We start from the raw sequence: 20,386 nt of genomic DNA, 5'->3' as shown, positions 1-20,386 counted from the left end.
ATGCAGCCTGGCCCGCTCCTGCATTGGTTGCGCTGGCTGCGCGGCTTGTCATGGCCGGTGCTGCGTCACCAAGCGGGCCGCCAGTCGCTGGCCCTCTTGGCCATCGTGCTGGGCGTGGCCCTGGCCTACGCGGTGCATTTGCTCAATAGCAGCGCCTTGGCGGAATTTGGTCGCGCGGCGTCCAGCATCGAAGGCCGGGCCGATTTGATCGTGCAAGGTCGCTCGAAAGAAGGCGCGGGCGCCATCTCAGAGGCCGACTATGCCCGTATCGCCGCCCTGCCCGGCCTGAGCCTGGCCGCAGCGCGGCTGGAAGGCCAGGCCCAGCTCCGGGGCAGCGATGGCAAGCCTTTCAATTTGACCGTGATCGGCATCGATGCCTTGCAGGCGGCGGCAGTCTCGCCCGATTTGCTGCCTCAAGCCGAGAGGGACGCCGGCCCTGCGAACGCCGCATTGCAATTGCTCGACCCTGAGCGCATCTTTCTCAATGAAGCGGCCCTGCGTAGATTGGCCATTAGCCCTGCGATGGGTGAACCCTTGACCCTGCGCGTGGCCGAGGCCAAGAGCGGACAAGGCCGCGACCATGTGCTGCGCTACGGCGGGCGCCACCAAGGCGGCGCGGCGCCACTGGCGGTGCTGGACATTGCCGGCGCGCAAGTGCTTTTGGGTCGCCTGGGCCAGATCGATCGCATTGATCTGCGTTTGCAGCCCGGTCTTGCGCCGGACACCTGGGCTCGTGCATTCTCCAAAGCAGCCGTGCCGCAAGGACTGCCCGCCGGCCTGAGCCTCAGCCCGCCCAGCGATGAGGGCGCATGGATGAGCGACATCACCCGGGCCTACCGAGTGAATCTTGGCATGCTGTCCTTGATGGCCTTGTTCAGCGGCAGCTTTCTGGTCTTTGCGGTGATCTCTTTGTCGGTCAGCCAGCGCCTGCCGCAGCTGGCTTTGCTGGGCGTCTTGGGGCTCAGCGCCTCCGAACGAGGCCGGCTGATCCTGTTTGAGGGACTGGTGCTGGGGCTCTTGGGCAGCTTGCTGGGTCTGCTGCTGGGCTGGGCCTTGGCCGATCTGGGCCTGCGCCATGTGTTGGCGGGTGATCTGGGCTTGGCCGTGGGGCTAGGCAGTTCGGTCGGCTTGCACTTCGACGCGAGCCACCACCTGCCTGCGGCCGCTGGCTTTGGTCTCTTGGGCTTGTTGATCAGCTTGATGGCCAGCGCCCTGCCCGCCTTGGCGGTCAGGCGCATGCCGGTGGCCCAGGTGCTCAAGGGTCTGGGCAGTGACAGCGGCAAGCCCTTGCCGCGCTGGCTGGGCCTGGCCCTCTTGCTGCTGGGGTTGCTGCTGGCTTTGCTGCCGCCCCTGCCTGCGTCTACCGGCTTGGCCGAAGTGCCGGTGGCCGCCTATGCGGCCATGCTGAGCTTGCTGCTGGGCGGCATTGCCTGCGTGCCCAGCCTCTTGCGGGCGAGCACTTCGTTGCTGAGCTTCTTTCCGCAGAGCGCCACCTTGCTGCTGGTGCGAGAACACGCCAAAGACCAAGCCGCCGCATCCAGCCGCGCCTTGGCCGGCGTTTTGGTGGCGCTGAGCTTGTCGGTCGCCATGCTGGCCATGGTGGGGAGCTTTCGCAGCGCCTTGCAGACCTGGCTGGACCAGATGCTGCCGGCCGACTTGTATCTGCGCTCCAGCTTGCGGGTGGGCAGCGGCCAGGTGGCGCCCTTGCCGCAGCACTTGTTGGACCAGTTGCAAAGCAGCGGCCTGGCGGCAAAGACCCTGCCCCAGTACAGCGGCAAGCTTTGGCTGGCCGGCCAGGCCAACCCTGTGGCGCTGATGGCCCGCACGGTGAACGAGAAAGACCTGCCTTTGAGTGGCCTCTTGGCGCCAAGCCCGCAGCCGGGTGCCCAAGCGGTCTACATCAACGAAGCCATGCGAGACCGCCTGAAGCTGCGGCTGGGGCAAAGCTTCTGGCTCAGTCTGGATGACATTTCGGGCGAACAAGCTCGCCCAAGCGAGGCCGACCCACGCCAGCGCCTCGCCTTTGTGCGCGGCGTTTGGCGCGACTATGCCCGCCAGAACTCGGCGCTGATCATGGCGCTGTCGGACTACCGCGCCTGGAGTGGCGAGCGCAGCACCACCGAGTTGCTGCTCTGGCTGCGCCCTGGCGAACGCGCCAGTGAGCTGAGCCCGCGCATCCGCGCGCTCGCAGACCAAGCGGAGGACCTGGAGCTGGCCTCGTTGGATGAGCTGAGCAGCATCTCCATGCATATCTTCGACCGCAGTTTTGCCGTCACCCGCTGGCTGCAAGCGGTGGCGCTGGCCATTGGGCTCTTTGGCATTGCGGCCAGCCAGTCGGCGCAAGCCTTGGCGCGCAAACGGGAGTTCGGCCTGCTCTGGCATCTGGGCCTGAGCCGCGCCGGCATCTTGCGTCTGCTGACGCTGGAGGCGGCGCTGCTCTGCGGCGTGGGCGCATTGGCGGGCTTGGCCCTGGGAGTGGGCCTCAGTGCGGTGCTGGTCTATGTGGTCAACCCGCAGAGCTTTCACTGGAGCATGGAACTCAGTCTGCCCTGGCAGCCGCTCTTGAGCTTGCTGGCCGCAGTGTTTTTGGCTGGCGTGGCCACCACGCTTTTGGCTGGGCGCCAAGCCTTGAGCGCGAAAGCGGTGCAAGCCGTCAAGGAGGATTGGTGATGCAGGCTTGGAACACTGGTAGCCACTGGCTGCAAAGACGGCGCCTTTTGTTCTTGGCCGCAGCAGCGGCAACGGATACGGCCAAGATCGCTATCGCAGTGCCTCAGCCGTCGGCGCGGCGAAGCCCTCTGAGTTTTCCACGCGACTTCGGCGCTCATCCTCAAAGCCGTTTGGAGTGGTGGTATTTGAGCGGCCTCTTGTTCGATGGAGATGCGCCCATCGATGCGCAAAGCCAGCCGCGCTATGGCTTTCAGCTCACCTTCTTTCGCGTTCGTGGTCCAGCGGCTGCGGAACACCCTAGCAACTTTGCTGCGCGCCAGTTGATGATGGCCCATGCCGTCCTCAGCGATATTGGCGCGGCCAGCTTAAGCCATGATCAACGCATCGCCCGCCAGTTTCCGGGCTTGGCGCACGCCAGTGAGCAAGACTGCGATGTGCAGATGGGCGCTTGGTTCTTGCGTCGCAAGGACAGCCGGGAAGGCAAAGACGGCACCGCCTCTCACTATGCCGCCGCGATGCAAGGGAGCAGCCATGGCCGCTTTGATTTGGCGCTCCAACTGCTCGCCCTGCAGCCGACTTTGCTGCAAGGAGAGGCCGGCTTCTCGCGCAAGGGGCCGGGTGCCGAGCAGTTCAGCCATTACTACAGTCAGGTCCAACTCCAGGGCGAGGCGCGCCTCAAGCTGGAAGGCCGCCAAAGCAATCTGCGAGCCCTGGCTTGGTTGGATCACGAATGGAGCGATCAGCTGCTGGGCGCGGCCGAAGCCCGCAGCGCCGATAAAGGCGTGGGCTGGGACTGGATGGGCATCAATCTGCATGATGGCGCCGCCCTGACCCTGTTTCGCCTGCGCCGTGCCGATGGCAGCACGCTGTGGAGCGGCGGTAGCTATCGGACGGCCTCAGCAGGCCTTGTGGGTGAAGCACAGAACTTCGCCCCCGAGCAAGTCAGCATGCAGGTCCTCAAAACCTGGCGCAGCCCCACCAGCCAGGCGCAGTATCCGGTGGCCTGGCGCCTGCAGACACCTGTGGCGACCTTCACTTTGCACGCCCTGATTGAGGCGCAGGAGATCGATGCCCGGGCCAGCACTGGCATGCGATATTGGGAGGGGCCGGCGGAGTTGCGCAACGCGACGGGCAAGCGCCTGGGCCTGGGCTACCTCGAAATGACCGGTTATGCCGGCGCAGTAAAACTGGCCTGAAGAAGACGCCGTCGCAATCAGCGCGGCTAGACCTCGCGATCTCTCAGTTGCGCATCAAGCTGCTCGCTTTGCCGGATAGCAAGCCTGCACCGGCCCGGACACAGTTGCGCCCCTCCGTCTTAGCAAGGTCTAGCGCATCTTCAGCCTCGTGAACCAGATGCTCCAAAGCCTGATGTTTGGGCTGCAGCGCGGCCACACCCACACTGGCGCTGACCGGAATGCTGTGACCGTTCCAGGCGAAATTGAGACGCTCAATGCGCTCGCGCACACGTTCCGCCACATCCAGCGCACCCAAGGGATCGGTATGCGGCAAGAACAAGATGAACTCTTCACCGCCAAAACGAGCCAGCACATCGGCTTGACGCAGGGTTTCGCTGCAGGCGTCGGCGATTTGGCGCAAAAGCAGATCACCGCAGCGGTGTCCAAAACCGTCATTGACCCGTTTGAAATGGTCGATATCAATGACCAGCAAAGCGCAGTCGGTGTTGTAGCGCCGCGCCAAAGACCATTCGCGCTCCACCTGGTTTAGAAAGTGGCGGCGATTGAAGACACCGGTCAGCGCATCCAAGCTCGCATGGCGGCTGAAGTCCAGGTCTGTTTGTCGCTGAAACGCCAACTGACCCAAGATCAAATGTCCGAGTCCAAAGGCCAGCACGCTGGCGCACACACCGGCGGCCCATGCCGCAGTGAGTCGGTCTCCCAGGGCCAAGACCGATACCAAAACCTGAGAAGCGGCCAAGGCCAGCAGGGTGGCCAAGACGGTGAACACGAGCAAAACAGGCGCGGTGCCAAATCGGGCCTGAGCCTGGCGGATGGGATTCAAGCTGACTGCTTGCTCCAACTTTTTAACCATGTGCGAATAGCGCGCTTTTGAGTGGTCTTAATTTCAGCACAGGCTCATCCCAGCTCAGGCCCATCCCCCGAAAGAAGGTATCAATACCCACGCCGCCTGTTGCAAGCTTGCCTCATGTCAAACCCTGTATGCGCGCGATCAGACAGACTGTGTTCGGAAAACCTTGGGCAAACTCAAAAAGCTCACTGAAGCACTAACAGAACGCTGACGCCTTGATGCGCAGCCTGGAGACAAAACCTATGCAAACGGCAGCAAAGCCACTTCAGCCGCGGGTGTTGGATAGTGTGGAGCGCACGGTCGATCAAATCCTGCAAACCGTGCAGGGCGATATCGTGATGGCGATTCCGCTGGGCATTGGCAAACCCAACCCGTTGGTGAATTCGCTTTACCGCCGCATCGAAGCCAATCCGAGCCGGCGCTTGAAAATATTCACCGCTTTGTCGCTGGAGAAGCCCAAAGGCAGCTCTGAACTGGAGGCGCATTTCCTGGCGCCTTTGGTCGATCGGGTCTTTGAGGACTACCCCGATCTGGACTATGTCAAGGCGCTGCGCAGCGGCACTCTGCCCGCCCATATTGAGGTGCACGAGTTCTTCATGAAGACCGGCGACTACCTCGGCCACGCCGCCGCACAGCAGGGCTTTGTTTGCACGAATTACAGCTTCGCGGTGCGCGACATGATGTCGCATGGCATCAATCTATTGATGCAAGCGGTGGCGGCGCGACCGGGCGCGGATGGCGAGATGCAGTACTCGCTGTCTTGCAACCCTGACCTCAGTTTTGATCTTTGGGAGCGGGCTCGCGCACTACAGCAGCCCCTGATGACGGTGGCCATGGTGAATCGGCAATTGCCCTTCATGAGCGGCCATGCCCTGGTCCCCGCTGAAATGTTTGATTGGATCGTCGACGCGCCGGGCTGCAGCCATGCCCTGTTCGCGCCGCCGAACGCCTCCATCAGCTGGGCCGACTACGCCATCGGCCTGCATGCAGCGAGCTTGGTGCGGGACGGCGGTACGCTGCAAATTGGCATTGGCTCCCTAGGCGACGCCATTGCGCAATCGCTCTTGGTACGCGATCAACGGCCTGAGAACTTCAAAGCCATACTCACCGCGCTGTGCCACGGCCAGACACAAGGCCGCGAACTGGGCCGCTTTGAACAAGGCCTGTATGGTTGCTCGGAGATGTTCGTCAACGGCTTTATGCGATTGATCCAGGGTGGCGTGATTCGCCGTCGTGTCTACGCCGACCTCGGCATGCAAAACCTGGCCCTGGCAGGCCGCTTGGGTGACAAGCCTGATAAAGACGCCCTTCAAGACTTGCTGGAGGCAGGTCTGATCACCTCGCCCCTTCGTGTCAAAGACTTGGATTTTTTGCAAGCGCAGGGGCTTTTCAAGCCCGGTGTTCAGTTGCTGCAGGATCGCTTGGTTCTCGGAGCGCATTCGCTGCTCAATGATTTGCGCGACCCGAGGGCAGCAGCCGCGATTGCTCAGCATCTCTTGGGCGAGCGCTGGTCCAAGGCCACCTTGATGCACGGCGGTTTCTTCCTCGGCCCACGCGACTTTTACCAAGCCCTGCGCGATCTGCCGCCCGAGATGCTGGCGCAGATCGACATGACCCGGATTGCCTTCATCAACGAGCTGTACAGCGACAGCACCGGCAGCGAAGCGCTCAAGCGTGCTCAGCGGGTCAAAGCCAGCCTGATCAATACCGCCATGAAGGTCAGCCTGCTGGGGGCGGCGGCCTCTGATGGTTTGGAGTCTGGGCAAGTGGTGTCGGGCGTAGGAGGCCAGTACAACTTCGTGGCCATGGCCCACGCGCTGCCCGATGCCCGAAGCATCTTGATGCTGCGCGCCAGCCATGACAACAAAGACGGCTTGCGCAGCAATATTGTCTGGAGTTATGCCAACTGCACCATTCCACGGCATCTGCGCGATGTAGTCATCACCGAATATGGCGTGGCCGAGTTGCGCGGCTGTACCGATGCCGAGTGCATCAAGCGCTTGCTGGTGATCGCGGACTCGCGCTTTCAAGCGGAGCTGATGGACGAGGCCAAGGCTCATGGCAAGCTGGAGGACGACTACCAACTGCCGGAATGGGCGCGCCACAACAGCCCCGAAGCCTTGCGAGAAAAGCTGCGACCCTGGCGCAACGCGGGTGACTTGCCCGACTTCCCCTTCGGCACCGACTTGAATGCGGACGAGTTGGTCATCGTGCGCACGCTGAAGAAGCTCAAGCATGCCAGTCGTCATCCGGTGGAGTTGGTCGGCATGATTTTGCGGAGTTTGGGACCAGAGAAGCCCGTCCCTCCCGCTTATCTGGAACGTTTGGGCTTGGGCGAAGCGAAGAGCTTCAAGGACCTGTTCATCAAACGGCTGTTCGCCAGCAATCTATGAGCCCTTGAAGCCTCAGGGCTGCAAAGGGTGAAGGACTGCAGGGCTAAAGAGCTGAAGGACTTTGAAGCAGGCACAAAATTTCCTTCACCTGCGCCGCCTACACTGCGGCATGGTTTCCAAGTCAGCACCGATTCAATCGGCAGAAATGCCCCAAGCGAGCGTCCCGAGCAGCAGCCTGCCTGAGTCCGCCGAACTCGACAGAAAAGACGCGAACGAAAAGCCTAAGGGCAAGCCACGCTCGCTGAGCGGCCTGTGGCCGTTTTTACGCCCCTACCGGCGTCATATCGGCGTGGCCCTGGTGTTCTTGCTTTTGGCCGCTTTGGCAACATTAGCCTTTCCCCTGGCCCTGCGCGGCTTGGTCGACCAAGGAATGCAGGGCACAGGAGGCGCAGCTAGCAGCGGCCCGGCCCAGCACGGCGAGCGCTTGATGGCCATGCGCGAGCATTTCTTGGCCTTGTTTGCGGTGGGCGCCGCGCTGGGTGTCTTCTCGGCAGCGCGCTTTTATATGGTGACCTGGCTGGGTGAACGCGTCACCGCTGATTTGCGCAGCGCGGTCTACCGCCATGTACTCAAACAAAGCCCAGAGTTTTTTGAAACCACGCAAACCGGCGAGGTGTTGTCGCGCATCACCACCGACACCACCGTGGTGCAAACCGTGGTGGGCTCAAGCTTGTCCATGGGTTTGCGCAGCACGGTGATGGGCGTGGGAGCCATGCTCATGTTGATCGCCACCAACCCCTTGGTGATGACCCAAGTGCTGGGCATCTTGATCTTGGTGGTGTCGCCCGCGATCTATTTTGGCCGGCGGGTACGCAAGCTCAGCCGCGCCAGCCAGGACCGCGTCGCCGATACCAGCGCTATTGCCGCCGAGGTCTTGAATGCCGTGCCTGTGGTGCAAAGCTATACCCAAGAGGTGGCCGAGGCCGAACGCTTCGCCCAAGCCAGCGAGAACGCATTTGACACCGCCCGCAAGCGCGCGCTGGTGCGATCGGGCCTGGTCGCCTTCATCATCACCGCCACCTTCGGCGCCCTGCTCTGGGGGCTTTACCAAGGCACGCAGGCCGTGATGGCGGGCCGCATCAGCGCCGGCCACTTGGGGCAGACCATTGTTTATGTGATCCTGCTGGTCAGCAGCGTGGCGGTCTTGGCCGAGGTCTACGGCGACGTCTTGCGCGCCGCCGGGGCGACCGAGCGCTTGATGGAGTTGCTGGCCAGCCAGAGCAAGGTGGCGGACCCCGCCGAGCCGCTCAGCCTGCCGCCGTCCAGCGGAGGCCTGGCCCTGCATCTACAAGCCTTAAGCTTCAACTACCCCTCGCGGCCTCAACAAGCGGCGCTGCAAGACTTTGACTTGCAAATCCAGCCGGGCGAAACCGTGGCCCTGGTCGGCCCCAGCGGCGCCGGCAAGAGTACGGTCTTGCAACTTCTGCTGCGCTTTTATGACCCGCAATCGGGCCTCATCAGCCTGAACGGCGTGCCCACCCAGCGCCTGCGCCTGCAAGACCTGCGCTCCGCCATCGGCCTGGTGCCACAAGACAGCGTGATCTTCTCGACCAGCGCCATGGAAAACATCCGTTATGGCCGCCCCGAGGCCACAGATGCCGAGGTCATCGCCGCCGCCAAGGCCGCGTTTGCTGACGAGTTCATCCTGCGCCTGCCCGAAGGCTATGCCAGCTTTTTGGGTGAACGTGGCGTGCGCTTGTCTGGCGGCCAGCGGCAGCGCATCAGCATTGCGCGGGCGATGTTGAAAAACCCACCACTGCTGCTGCTGGATGAAGCCACCAGCGCGCTCGACGCCGAAAGCGAACGCATGGTCCAAGCCGCACTTGAGGCCGCGATGCAGCACCGCACCACGCTGGTGATTGCGCACCGCTTGGCGACGGTGCAACGTGCCGACCGCATTGTGGTGATGGAGCAGGGCCGCATTGTCGAGGTCGGCACGCACGCCGAGTTGAGTGCGCGCGGCGGCCTTTATGCGCGTCTGGCGGCGCTGCAATTCGCAGCTTGAAGGGCAGCCAATAGTTCTCAGCAAGACGAAAAAACGGCTGCATCTTGCAGCCGTTTTTCTTTGGACCTAACGGTCCATCCTCGCCCCTGTACTGTCCCTTGGCTCAGGGCGACTTCGGCGCAGTCGCTGCGGCAGGCAAAGCCACCGGGTACTTGGCAAAAGCGGCCTTCACCGCAATATCGATGCTGGTCTTGAGTTGATCCAGCTCTTTTTGCGTGACGCTGTCCGTGACCACACCCTCCCACACCAGTTGCTTGCGTGCGGCGTCAACCACATCGATGTTCAAAGTGCCCTCGGTGTACTGCGTCACCGTCTGTTGCTCGGCATACAGCGGCCAGGCGGTGTACATGCCAGCGCGATAGCCGTAATAGCCCATGCCCAACATCGGCGCTGGCGTCGACATGACGCGCATCTTCTCGTTCAAAGAAGCGCTGAAGTTCACCAGCAGTTGCGGTGAGCTCGCCACATAACGCAGGCCGCGAGCCTCCAACTCTTGCTTGGTCGCGTCTTTCAGGTGCTGGCTGACGATGCTTTGGTAGCCGCCTCGGTCGGTGCCCAAGGGGTCAGCAAAGGCAAAGGTCTGGTATTGGCTGAACTCGGCCGACTTGTCCATGCTGACCCGCACCTGTGGGCCGCTCGCGCAAGCACTCAGCAAGACGACCAAAGCGGCCACGCTGAAGCTAAGGACTGTCTTGCGTCGGCTGGTCAAAAAATTCAATGCCATGGCGAGCTCCTCAATCTAGAAATGCAAAAACGCTGGGCCACACGTCTTATTTCGACGCGGCCGAGGCTGCAGGCTTGGCGGCCTTGGGCGCAGCGGGCTTGCTGGCGGCAGCTTTGGCAGCTGGCGCATGCTCGATGCTGATGGCCATCGCTTCCACCATGGCCAGGCGGACTTCGTCGCCCACCTTGAGTTTGTTGATGTCCACATTCGCGGGCACGGCCAAAGTCTCGGTGCGTTTCACGCCGCGCAAAGTGGCGGTGTTCGCCTTTGGGTCCAAGGCGGTGATGACGGCAAGCACTTCCACCGTGTGACCGGCGGCCACGGCTGGCATGCCGCCAGACTCAACACGACCTTCGGAGGAAGACTCCACCCGTTCACGAATACCGCTCTTGCTGGTGGGCTCCATGGCCGCTGCGATGGCGGTGGCATAACGGATCACCAGATCGTCACCGACGCGAACCTTCTCAAAGTTCTGCATCTCGGCCGGCACCTTGACCGTGCTCAAGCGACCCTTGGGGCCGCGCAGTGTCAGCAGGCGATTGCCCGCATCCAGCTCCACCACACGGGCGCGGTACTCGATCTCCGCACCCTTCATGCGGGCACCATCGGTCTTGGCACTGACGGTATTGGTGGTCACGCCTTGGGCTTGGGCCGACAAAGGCAGGCTGGCAGTGAAGGCCAAGGTACAGGCCAAGGCGAGAGCAGAAAAACGATTCATCGGAGATCCATCCCTAAACAGTAAAAAACAAAATCAACGCAGGTAAACAGATTCAAAGCGAGCCAAGTTTTGGTCGCCGCCCATCAACAGCAATTGCTCGCCCTCAATGCGGTAAGTCTGGCTCACGTTCAAAGCCTGAATCAGTTTTAGAACGAGGGCCTTGGCAGGCTCGGGGCATGTGCTGATGGTACCCGCCATAGCGCTGAATTTCAGCGTATTGCCATTCAATTGATAGGCCCCGACTGCATTGCCGCAAACAGATTTGAGTCGAGCCCTCGCCTCTTGTTCGCTCAAGCTCAGGCTCACATCGCCCAAGGCCTGAACAGCCGTGCCCAGCAAGGGCTGGCCCTCAATCTCGATCAGCTTCCAATAAGTATTGAGTAACTGGGCCAGCGGCGGCCGCGCTTCGGGCGCCAGCGTCTGCGCCGGGGCGGCGCAAGAAGCCGCGCCATCGGCGGCAATGAACTGATCCACCAAGACATGCTCACGCGGCGGCCCTTCCATGCTGGGCGACAGGGCCACACGGCCCTTCAACTCAACCCAGATGCCGGCACCGGGCGAACTCCGCAACTCACCATAGCGACGCTCCAGCGCCAAATAGTCACCGCCCATTTGCACGGGCCAGCGCAAGCCGCTGGCGCAATCGGTGAAGTTGGCGGCATCGGCCATATAGCGAAACTCACCGCGCAAGCGCAGCGGCTCCTGGCCTTCGTCTTGTGCTGCGACTGGATGCAGGTCCAGATTTGCGGAAGACGAGAAGTGCCGGCCCTGGCGATCCAGTTGACGCAGACGCGCTGGAGTCTTTTGAGTGCCCGGCACCAGCACAAAATGCCTGGCCTCTTGGCGAGCCCCTTGCAAGAGCAAGCGTCCAGGCATCAGCCCTTGCTTGGGCTGCACAGACCACCGGCCCCACTCCGTAAACAGGCGGCCCGGCTTGCCCAAGTAGTCCAAACGCAGACGATAGCTTCCGTCATCGCGCAGGGTCAGGCGGTGCTGAATGCCTTCGCAATCGGCGCAGGGCAAGACCCCCGAAAAACTGCTGGGCATTTCGGATCCAAACACTGAACCCGGCTGAGGCGCATGGGGGAGCGGCGTAGTCACTGGACCCACAGCCTCGAGGGGAATCTCCAGGCGCTGGCCATTCAGCGTGGCACTACCTGGGCCATCAGTTGCAAACACAGGATGGAACTGAGTGCTGGTGAAGCGCAAAGCCGCTGCTTCATGGATCGTCGCGCGCAGCGAATAGCGGCGGTGAGGAGCAATATCAGCCTGCGCCACTGTGATCTTGAAGTCCAACTTCGGATCGGAGCCCGTCAAGTCTCGCTTGAACTCAGCCATCAATCGTGCAGGCGCATCGGCCAAGCTGACGTCTTCAACTCGAACGGTCAAGACCGCTTGCTTGGGTAAAAGCGCAGCAGGCGGCAACAGCACCCGCCCCGTCAGCACCCGATTCTGGATTGGTGCTTCGCCAGCACTGGACGCACTGCCCGCACTAGCCCAACTGGCCGCGTGGGGCAGGCCCAAGCTCATGCCGGCCAAGAGGCTCAATGTCAAAACGCGCAGCATGAAAAAAAGCTTCATTGGTACAGGCGAATCCATTCCGGCCGCAAAAGCCTCAAGGGTCAAGGCTTGTCAGCGCCTGTACTTTATCGCTGATTTCGACCTCAACTCAGGCTGCGGGCCCTGCCGCCAAAGCATCTCATTTCGACACCAACAGAGGCTGAGTAACGGGCCGTTTGGACGGAAGAACCTAGGGGAAATCCACGGGCCTCAGCGCACATCTTTCTGCCAAATTCGCCCGTTATAGTGCGCCAGTCATGCTGATCAAAAGCTCTAGCGCCAGCGGCATGACGGTTCAGGTCCAGCCAACTCTTGACGGAATCAGCACCATGCCTCAGCCGCAGCCTTTGTCCCGGGTGTCCAAACGAGCAATGGGGGGCCGGATCCTGATCCCCCTGCTCACCCTGCTCACCCTGGTTTTGGGCCTGAGTGCCTGCCAGAAGAAAGAGGCCGTGGCCCCGAAAGCCTTGCCTCCGGCTCCGGTCAAGGTCGTGGCCTCTCGCTCAGAGACAGTGCCGGTGAATAACGAGTACGTTGGTCGGGTAGCCGCCTATCGCTCGGTGGAAGTGCGGGCCCGGGTCGAGGGCATTCTGGAGCGCCGCCATTTTGTCGAGGGCGCTGAGGTCAAAAAGGGCGATTTGCTCTACACCATTGACCCAACGCCCTATCGCATTGCCTTGAACGATGCCCAGGCCGATCAGGCCCGCAGTGCCGCCAACTTGGCCAGCGCCCGTTCCAAAGAGCGCCGCCTGGCACCGCTGGTGAAAGAGAACGCCATCAGCCAGCAGGACTATGACGATGCGGTCACGGCGGTCAAACAGACCGAAGCCTTGTTGGCCGTGTCTAACGCCAATGTGGAGCGGGCTCAAACCAACCTGGGCTATACCCGGGTGACGGCGACCGAGTCCGGCAAGATCGGCGCCGCGCTGGTGCCCGAGGGGCGCTTGGTCGGCCGCGGCGAATCCACCCATCTGACCACGGTGGACCGCTTGGATCAGGTTTATGTGAACTTCAATGTGGCCGATCGTGACGCCTTGATTCTGCGGCGCGAACTCAGCGCCGGTCGAGTCAAGACTGGCGAAGGCACCGGCAGCGCGCAGGCGCGGCTCTTCCTGCCGGACGGCAGCGAGTTTGAACGCAGCGGCCGGCTGGACTTTTCTGAATCTCAGGTCAACCCCAGCACGGGCACCATCACCTTGCGGGTGGTGATGCCCAATCCGGCGCAAAAGCTCTTGCCGGGCATGTATGTGCGCGTGGTCTACACCGCAGGCGCAAGGCCAGACACCATCCTCATTCCACAAAAAGCCGTCACCAAGACGCCTACCGGCCATATCGCCTGGGTGGTCGGGCCTGAGAACAAGGTCGAACGTCGTGACCTGGTGGTGGGCGAATGGCTGAAGAGTGACTGGATCATCGAGAAAGGCCTCGGCGCCGGCGAAAAGGTCGTGGTGGAGGGCTTGCAGCGCTTGCAGCAAGGCGCGGTGGTGAGCCCCTCGCCCTGGACGCCGGGTGCGGGCGGCGCGGCGGGATCGCCGGCCGCTGCGGCTGCTCTCCCGTCCTCTGGCGCCAGCCGCTGACCTGAGGGCCCGACCATGGGATTCTTTGTCAAACGCCCGGTGATGGCGACCGTCATCGCCCTGCTCTTCATGTTGATCGGTATCCTCGCCAGCAGCCAGCTGGCGGTGGAGCAGTATCCCAACGTGGCGCCGCCCCAGGTGCAGATCACCGCCACCTACCCCGGTGCCAGCCCCGAAACGCTGGAGACGACCGTGGCCGCGCCACTGGAGCGCGAGATGAACGGCATCGCCGGTCTGCTCTATATGCAGAGCACCAGCTCGGCCAGCGGCCTGATGCAGTTGCAAGTCTTCTTCCAGCCCGGCACCGATCTGGACTTGGCGGCGGTGGAAGTCAACAACCGCGCCAAGCGGGTGGAGTCGCTGCTGCCGCAAGAGGTGCTGCGCAATGGCTTGCGGGTGGACAAGACCAATCCGCAGATCTTGCAGGTTCTGGTGTTGCAGTCGGAAGACCCGCGCTTTGACCGCACCTATATTGCCAATCTGGCCAATAGCCAGGTGGTCAATGAACTGAAACGCCTGCCTGGCGCTGGCGATGTGACCCTGTTCGCTGCGCCCTATGCGATGCGCTTGTGGCTGGACCCGGACCGCCTCGCCAAATACCGCCTTACTGCCTCGGATGTGGGCAATGCGGTGCGCGAGCAAAACCAGAATTTTGCGGTCGGCGAGATCGGCCAGTCCCCGGCCGATAACGGCCAAAGCTTGACCTTCCCGGTGCAGACTGCCGGCGGCCTGACCGAGGTGGAGCAGTTCAAGAACATCGTGATCCGCGCCCTGCCGGATGGCTCGGTGGTGCGGGTGCGCGATGTGGCGCGGGTGGAACTGGGCGCCGATGACTATCAGTTTGAGTCGCGCCTGAACGGCAAGCCGGCGGTGGCGATTGGTGTCTATCTGCGCCCTGGCGGCAATGCGCTGGAGTTAGCCAAGGCCTTGAAGACCCGCATGGACCAGCTGACCCTGGCCTTCCCGCGCGAGATCAAATGGTCGATCAGCTACGACACCACCAAGTTCGTTACCGCCTCGGTGGAATTGGTCAAGCACACCTTCATCGAAGCCTTCATTCTGGTTTTGGTGGTGGTCTATCTCTTCCTGGGCAGCATGCGCGCCACCATCATCCCCTTGCTGGCGATTCCGGTCTCGATTGTGGGCACCATGGCCGGCCTGCTGCTGGCGGGCTTCTCGATCAATATGCTGACGCTCTTCGGCCTGGTGCTGGCAATTGGCATCGTTGTGGACGACGCCATCGTGGTGGTGGAGGCCGTCGAGAAGATCATGCACGACGAGCACCTGGACGCCACCAGTGCGGCCATCAAGGCCATGCAGGGCATTGGCGGCGCCATCGTGGGCGTGACGGCGGTGATCTGTGCGGTCTTTGTGCCGATCGCCTTCTTGGGCGGCGTGACCGGCACCTTGTACAAGCAGTTCGCCATCACCATCACCTTCGCCACCCTGCTCTCGGCCATCACCGCCTTGACGCTAACGCCGGCCCTGTGCGCATTGATCCTCAAGCCGGGCATGAAGAAGCTCAAACCGATTCAGGCCTTTGACCGTTTCTTTGAACGTGTCACCGGTGGCTATGTCGCTGGCGTCAAAATGCTGCTGGGGCGCAAGCTAATCTCCTGGGCGGTCTATGGCGGTTTGATCGCTGGCGTGGTGTATTTGTTCGGCGCGATTCCGGGCGGCTTTGTGCCCGAGGAGGACAAAGGCACCATCTATGTGGCGGTGGACTTGCCGGCCGGCGCCTCGCCGGAACGCACCCGCGAAGCCTTGAAGAAAGCCGAAGCCATTTTGGCCAGCGAAGAGGCCATCAAAGACAGCACCGCCATTCTGGGTTTCTCGATCTTTTATCGCTACGCCAATCAGGCTTTTGTCTTCACCACCCTCAAACCTTGGGAAGAGCGCAACACGCCGGAAACCCGCGTGGCCGGCCTGATCAAGCGACTCAATCAAAAGTTCGCCAGCATCACCGAGGCTCGAGTGTTCGCGCTGAACGAACCGCCGATCTCGGGCATGGGCAATGTGGCCGGCTTTGACTACCGGCTGCTGTCTTTGGATGGCGACCGAGCCAAGCTCAATGCCGCCACGCTGGCGATTGCCGGCGCGGCCGCCAAGGACGAGCGCTTGCTCGGCGCCCGCAGCGTGGCCGCGCCCGAGGTGCAGACCCTCTTCCTCGATGTGGACCGCAACAAGGCCAAGGCCTTGGGCGTCTCGGTGCCTGACCTCTATGCCACCGTGGGCACCCTGATGGGCTCGTCCTTCGTCAATCAATTCACGGCCTTTGGTACCAATCTCAAGGTCAAGATGCAGGCGGAGCAAAGCTTCCGATCCGACCCTGCCGCTTTGGAGCGCTTCCAGATCCGCAACAGCAATGGCGACTTGGTGCCCTTGGCGGCCTTGATGCGCACCGAATGGCGCTCGGCCCCCATCGCCTTGACCCGCTACAACGGCTACCCCTCGGTGCAACTCAACGGCGGGCCGGCGCCTGGCCGCAGTTCCGGCGAGGCGCTGCAGGCCATGGAAGAAATCTCCGCCACCACGCTGCCCGAGGGCACCAGCTTTGAGTGGTCGGGCCAGTCTTTGCAAGAGCGCTCGGCAGGCTCGCAATCGGCCGGCATCTTTGCGCTGTCTTTGGTGTTCGTGTTCCTCTTCCTGGCGGCGCTCTACGAGAGCTGGACGCTGCCGGTGGCGGTGTTCCTGATCGTGCCCATTGCGATTCTGGGCGCCTTGATCGCCCTGCTCTTCCGACAGTCACCAAACGATGTGTTCTTCCAAGTCAGCTTGATCACCTTGGTGGGCTTGGCGGGCAAGAACGGCATTCTGATCGTTGAGTTCGCCAAGCAGCAGTACGAGTCCGGCAAGGGCTTTGTCGAGGCCGCCGTTGAAGCGGGGCGCCAGCGCCTGCGCCCGATTGTGATGACCTCGCTGGCCTTTATCTTGGGCGTCTTGCCGCTGGTGAAGGCCACCGGCGCGGGTGCCGCCACCCAGCATTCGGTGGGCACCGGCATCTTGGGCGGCATGTTGGCTGCCACCTTGGTAGGCGTGTTTTTCACGCCGCTGTTCTATGTGGCCATGATGAGTTGCTTCGGCGGCAAACCCAAACCGACAGAGGCAGTGCCAGACGCAGCAAAGCCCAGCAACAAGACCGAGGAGGTGCACTCATGAAACGCCTTCGCCCTTCGCTCAGCACATCGGCACCCATGACCCTGGCCTTCTTGGCCAGCGCCCTGCTGCTGAGCGCTTGCAGCAGTACGCCAGAACGCGCAGTCGATGGGCCTCAGGCCGATAGGCCGCTGAGCTTGCCGCAGGGCTGGAAGAGCCCGGCCAACACGCAAAGCAATCTGGCCGAGCGCCCCTTCGCCAGCCTGTTTCGCGACGCCGAACTGGAAGCCTTGATTCAAGAAGCGCTGCGCAACAGCCCAGACATTCGCATTGCCGCGCAAAGAGTGGAACTGGCGCGTGCCCAGTACGGCCTGCAGAAGTCCGCGTCTCTGCCCAGCCTGGGCGCTGACGCCAGCGCAAGCCGGCAACGCGCGCCCAGTGGGCTCAGCAGCACGGAGAACCTGGTCTCTTCCAGCTATCGCCTGGGCTTGGCCATGCCGGCCTGGGAGATTGATTTGTGGGGGCGGCTGGGCTCTTTGAATGATGCAGCGCTGCGCAATCTCGAATCCAGCGAAGCGCTGCAGCGCTTTGCCCAGGTGGGTTTGGTCTCCGAGATCGCGGCGGGCTGGCTCAAGCTCTTGGAGTTTGATCAGTCCATCGAGATCGCCAAAAGCACCCAGAGCTCGCGCGCCGAATCGCTGCGCATTGTGCGGCTGCGTTTCAATGCCGGCGTGGTCTCCAAAGTGGATGTGACCCAGGCCGCCACCTCCTTGGCCCAAGCCGAGGCGGCGCTGGCCTTGATGCAGCAAAACCGCGGCCTGCAAGAAAATGCGCTGTGCCTGCTGATCGGCCGCAACCCCGGCCCCTTGCACGCCAGCACGCCGCTGAGCCAATATGCGCTGCCAGAGACTTTGCCGGCCGGCATCCCCTCGGACCTGCTGAGTCGCCGGCCCGATGTGCGCGCCGCCGAACTGAGCTTGGCGGCCAGCCAGTCCAGCGTCGCCGCGGCTCGCAAAGCCCATCTGCCCAGCATTTCATTGACTGGCTTTCTGGGCTTCATCAGCCCGCAGCTGAGCAGCTTGGTGGACGGCGACCGCAGCGCCTACACCGTCACGCCGGCCATCAACCTGCCCTTGTTCACCGGCGGGCGCCTGAGCAGCAATCTGGCCGCCGCCGAAGCGCAGCAAAGCATCGCCGTGGAGAACTACGCCCGCACCACGCAGATCGCACTGCGCGAGGTCGAAGACGCGCTGCTGCGCTTTCAGCACCTGCGCGAGCAACGCAATGCCACGCAAACCATCGTCAACGAAAGTCGCGAACGGCTGCGCCTGGTGGACCTGCGCTATGCCAATGGGATTTCGAGTTACTTCGAGGTCTTGGACTCGCAGCGTCAGCTCTTTGACGCGCAAATGCAGCTGACCCAGTTGACCAGCGGCACTTATGCCTCGGTGATTGCGTTGTATCGCGCCTTGGGCGGGGGCTGGACGCCGCAGAGCTGAATGCACAAGCAAGGGCGATCCAAGCTGCGCTGGGCCTTGGGGCTGCTGGCCGCCCTCGTCCTGATTGCGCTGCTGGGCTTTCTTGCGCTGAAACGGGCTTATCCGCCCGAGCGTCTGCTGGCCATGGTGGCCGAGCAGGTGCAAGCCAAGACCGGCCGTGAGTTCGCGATCCGCGGCCCCATCAGCTGGCGGCTGCTGCCCAATATTGCGGTGGTGGTGGAAGACCTGCATCTGGCCAATCTCGATTGGGGCAGCCGGCCTGAAATGCTCAGCATCAGAAAGGCGGCGCTGGAGTTGGCGCTTGAGCCCTTGCTGGACGGGCGCATCGAGGTGCAACGCATTTTGATCGAGGGCGCCGACATTTGGCTGGAAGTCGATGAGCAAGGGCGCGGCAACTGGGCCTTCAGTCCGAGCCAGTCAGGCGCTAGCCTTGATTCCAAAAGCAAGCCCAAGCCACAGGGCAAGCCGGGTGATTTCAGCCTGGCCCATATTCAATGGGCGGACTCCAAAATCACCCTGCACAGCCCCCGCATGCCGCGAGACTTGCTGCTGCACATCGATGAACTGAATTTGCATGCACAGCAGGCTGACTATGCGCTGCAAGCTCGGTTGAGCTTGGCCGAACAGCCTCTGCGCATCGACGGCAGTTTTGGTGGCTTGGCGGCCTTCAGGGCCGAGAGCGAGTTCTGGCCATTTGATCTGAAGCTGCAGCTAGAAGGTTTGAACTTGAGCAGCAAGGGCCAATTGGCCCTGGGCGTGCATGCCGGGGATTTCAATGTCGAGCTGAAGGCCGCTCTCAGCGACAGCCAAGCGCTGCAAGCCTTGATGCCTCGGCGTGCCGAACTGTTCAGACAATTGCCCCAAGCCCTGCAACTCGATGCGCAAGTGCGCCGCCAAGGCGCCCTGCTCTCGGTGCAACCCTTCAAGATTGCCGCTGCTGGGCAGAGCATGGAGGGCGAACTGTTCGAGCGCGGCGGCCAGCCGCTGCGTTTGGAGATGAAGCTGAAATCCGATTCCTTGGACCTGGCGCCCTTTTTGCTCCAGCCGAAAGGCCAAAGCTCGAAAACTCAAGTCACACAGAAGTCCGCTCGGACGACTCAAGTGAGCGGCCCGGTCTTCAGCCGCGACTCCTGGCCCCTGCCCAAGGCCTTTCCCTTCGAGCTTGATCTGGCTTTGGACATTCGTTCGCTGCAGTTGCCGAAAATGCCACCGATGCAGGGCTTGCTGGCGCAGGTGGAGATGGCAACACAAAGCCTGAACCTGAAGAGCGCGCAGTGGCAAATGGCGGGCGGGCAATGGCAGGCTTCGGCGGGCATGGATTTACCGGCTTTGGACGCGGGCAAGACGGCCAAGGCAGGCGCTGCGCAAACAGGGGCAAAGCCGCCAAGTTGGCGCCTCAAGCTCGATGGCCGAGACATCAAGGTCGACGACTTGGCCCCCTACCTGAGCAGCGCATCACCGCCTGCGCTGCGCGGTGGCGCCCTGCGCATGGCGATCGATGTGGCCGCCAAGGGCGACGATGCCCGCGAATGGGTCTCGTCGCTGGAGGGTCAGGTCTTGCTCGATGCACGCAACTTCGTCTTGCAGGGCCAAGCCAAGCACCTGGGCACCGATGTCTTGACCGGCACTTTGCGAGCGCTGCTGCCGGGCGATCAAAAGCGACGCGACAACCCGATTCGCTGCGCCGTGATGCGCCTGCCCTTCAAGCAAGGACGGGCCGATATCGATCGTTCCATCGCCTTGGAGTCCGAGCAATTCAATCTGGCGGCCTTGGGTCATATTGACCTGGGCAAGGAAACCCTCAGCCTGTCGATGCGCCCCAGCACCCAAAAAGGCCTGGGGGTGAGCGCGGCCAATCTATCGGCCTTGGTGCAACTGGAAGGGCCGCTGAACCAACCGAACATCAGCTGGGACGCCGCCGGGACCGCCCAGCAAGCCACCCAGGTCGGCCTGAAACTGGCCACCGGCGGCTTGTCCATCTTGGCGCAGCGGCTCTTGAGCAAACCCGAACCGGCCGAGCAGCCCTGCCGCCGCGCGCTCAATCCAGACAAAAGCGCTGGGCCGACGCTGCGCAATTGGTTGGGGGGCTGAGGGCCTC

The 20,386-nt window shown here is 62.5% G+C and carries 12 protein-coding genes; 8 read left to right on the top strand and 4 right to left on the bottom strand.

All coding sequences use genetic code 11. From position 1 onward, the window contains the following. Both LNV06_RS00530 and LNV06_RS00525 read left to right on the top strand, forming a co-directional pair. On the top strand, positions 1-2,670 hold the full coding sequence (locus LNV06_RS00530) for an ABC transporter permease (RefSeq protein WP_263536294.1): 2,670 nt from the start codon (positions 1-3) through the stop codon (positions 2,668-2,670). Then, the gene (locus tag LNV06_RS00525) at positions 2,670-3,866 is read left to right on the top strand and encodes a lipocalin-like domain-containing protein (protein WP_263536293.1); all 1,197 of its coding nucleotides are present in this window, start codon (positions 2,670-2,672) and stop codon (positions 3,864-3,866) included. Before LNV06_RS00530 ends, LNV06_RS00525 begins: the two co-directional genes overlap by 1 nt. A gap of 43 nt (positions 3,867-3,909) precedes the next feature. Here LNV06_RS00525 and LNV06_RS00520 read toward each other — a convergent pair whose 3' ends face one another. Beyond that, positions 3,910-4,689 carry a GGDEF domain-containing protein gene (locus LNV06_RS00520; RefSeq protein WP_263536292.1) on the bottom strand — a complete coding sequence of 260 codons (780 nt, stop codon included), beginning with the start codon at positions 4,687-4,689 and terminating at the stop codon, positions 3,910-3,912. A 269-nt stretch (positions 4,690-4,958) separates the two neighbouring features. On the opposite strand from LNV06_RS00520, the gene LNV06_RS00515 reads away from it, so the two are divergent. After that, on the top strand, positions 4,959-7,109 hold the full coding sequence (locus LNV06_RS00515) for an acetyl-CoA hydrolase/transferase C-terminal domain-containing protein (protein ID WP_263536291.1): 2,151 nt from the start codon (positions 4,959-4,961) through the stop codon (positions 7,107-7,109). Between the two features lie 109 nt (positions 7,110-7,218). Further along, positions 7,219-9,114, top strand: a complete 1,896-nt coding sequence (locus tag LNV06_RS00510) for an ABC transporter transmembrane domain-containing protein (RefSeq protein WP_263536290.1) — start codon at positions 7,219-7,221, stop codon at positions 9,112-9,114. A 103-nt stretch (positions 9,115-9,217) separates the two neighbouring features. Here LNV06_RS00510 and LNV06_RS00505 read toward each other — a convergent pair whose 3' ends face one another. Genes LNV06_RS00505 through LNV06_RS00495 form a run of 3 tightly spaced genes read right to left on the bottom strand, consistent with a single transcriptional unit; the run spans position 9,218 to position 12,122 of the window. Then, positions 9,218-9,838 carry a DUF4136 domain-containing protein gene (locus LNV06_RS00505; RefSeq protein WP_263536289.1) on the bottom strand — a complete coding sequence of 207 codons (621 nt, stop codon included), beginning with the start codon at positions 9,836-9,838 and terminating at the stop codon, positions 9,218-9,220. Between the two features lie 46 nt (positions 9,839-9,884). Beyond that, positions 9,885-10,556, bottom strand: coding sequence for a hypothetical protein (locus tag LNV06_RS00500; protein ID WP_263536288.1), 672 nt, complete (start codon positions 10,554-10,556; stop codon positions 9,885-9,887). Positions 10,557-10,589: 33 nt separating this feature from the next. Then, positions 10,590-12,122, bottom strand: a complete 1,533-nt coding sequence (locus LNV06_RS00495) for a copper resistance protein NlpE N-terminal domain-containing protein (protein WP_263536287.1) — start codon at positions 12,120-12,122, stop codon at positions 10,590-10,592. 323 nt (positions 12,123-12,445) lie between these two features. On the opposite strand from LNV06_RS00495, the gene LNV06_RS00490 reads away from it, so the two are divergent. The 4 genes from LNV06_RS00490 to LNV06_RS00475 are packed head-to-tail and all read left to right on the top strand — an operon-like array spanning position 12,446 to position 20,379. Next, entirely contained in the window at positions 12,446-13,693 is a 1,248-nt protein-coding gene (locus LNV06_RS00490; RefSeq protein ID WP_263536286.1) for an efflux RND transporter periplasmic adaptor subunit, read from the top strand. A gap of 15 nt (positions 13,694-13,708) precedes the next feature. Next, on the top strand, positions 13,709-16,852 hold the full coding sequence (locus tag LNV06_RS00485; protein WP_263536285.1) for an efflux RND transporter permease subunit: 3,144 nt from the start codon (positions 13,709-13,711) through the stop codon (positions 16,850-16,852). Then, positions 16,849-18,288 carry an efflux transporter outer membrane subunit gene (locus tag LNV06_RS00480; protein WP_263536284.1) on the top strand — a complete coding sequence of 480 codons (1,440 nt, stop codon included), beginning with the start codon at positions 16,849-16,851 and terminating at the stop codon, positions 18,286-18,288. Before LNV06_RS00485 ends, LNV06_RS00480 begins: the two co-directional genes overlap by 4 nt. Further along, the gene (locus LNV06_RS00475; RefSeq protein ID WP_263536283.1) at positions 18,289-20,379 is read left to right on the top strand and encodes an AsmA family protein; all 2,091 of its coding nucleotides are present in this window, start codon (positions 18,289-18,291) and stop codon (positions 20,377-20,379) included. Positions 20,380-20,386 lie beyond the last annotated feature (7 nt).

Origin of the sequence: Paucibacter sp. Y2R2-4 (assembly GCF_025717535.1) — a bacterium.
In the GTDB taxonomy this organism is placed as follows: Bacteria; Pseudomonadota; Gammaproteobacteria; order Burkholderiales; family Burkholderiaceae_C; genus Paucibacter_A.
This window is presented reverse-complemented; position numbering and strand designations above follow the sequence as displayed.

Coding starts and splice junctions, on each gene's coding strand:
- LNV06_RS00530 (WP_263536294.1), top strand. CDS start 1: ATGCAGCCTGGCCCGCTCCTGCATTGGTTGCGCTGGCTGCGCGGCTTG.
- LNV06_RS00525 (WP_263536293.1), top strand. CDS start 2,670: ATGCAGGCTTGGAACACTGGTAGCCACTGGCTGCAAAGACGGCGCCTT.
- LNV06_RS00515 (WP_263536291.1), top strand. CDS start 4,959: ATGCAAACGGCAGCAAAGCCACTTCAGCCGCGGGTGTTGGATAGTGTG.
- LNV06_RS00510 (WP_263536290.1), top strand. CDS start 7,219: ATGGTTTCCAAGTCAGCACCGATTCAATCGGCAGAAATGCCCCAAGCG.
- LNV06_RS00505 (WP_263536289.1), bottom strand. CDS start 9,838: ATGGCATTGAATTTTTTGACCAGCCGACGCAAGACAGTCCTTAGCTTC.
- LNV06_RS00500 (WP_263536288.1), bottom strand. CDS start 10,556: ATGAATCGTTTTTCTGCTCTCGCCTTGGCCTGTACCTTGGCCTTCACT.
- LNV06_RS00495 (WP_263536287.1), bottom strand. CDS start 12,122: ATGCTGCGCGTTTTGACATTGAGCCTCTTGGCCGGCATGAGCTTGGGC.
- LNV06_RS00490 (WP_263536286.1), top strand. CDS start 12,446: ATGCCTCAGCCGCAGCCTTTGTCCCGGGTGTCCAAACGAGCAATGGGG.
- LNV06_RS00485 (WP_263536285.1), top strand. CDS start 13,709: ATGGGATTCTTTGTCAAACGCCCGGTGATGGCGACCGTCATCGCCCTG.
- LNV06_RS00480 (WP_263536284.1), top strand. CDS start 16,849: ATGAAACGCCTTCGCCCTTCGCTCAGCACATCGGCACCCATGACCCTG.
- LNV06_RS00475 (WP_263536283.1), top strand. CDS start 18,289: ATGCACAAGCAAGGGCGATCCAAGCTGCGCTGGGCCTTGGGGCTGCTG.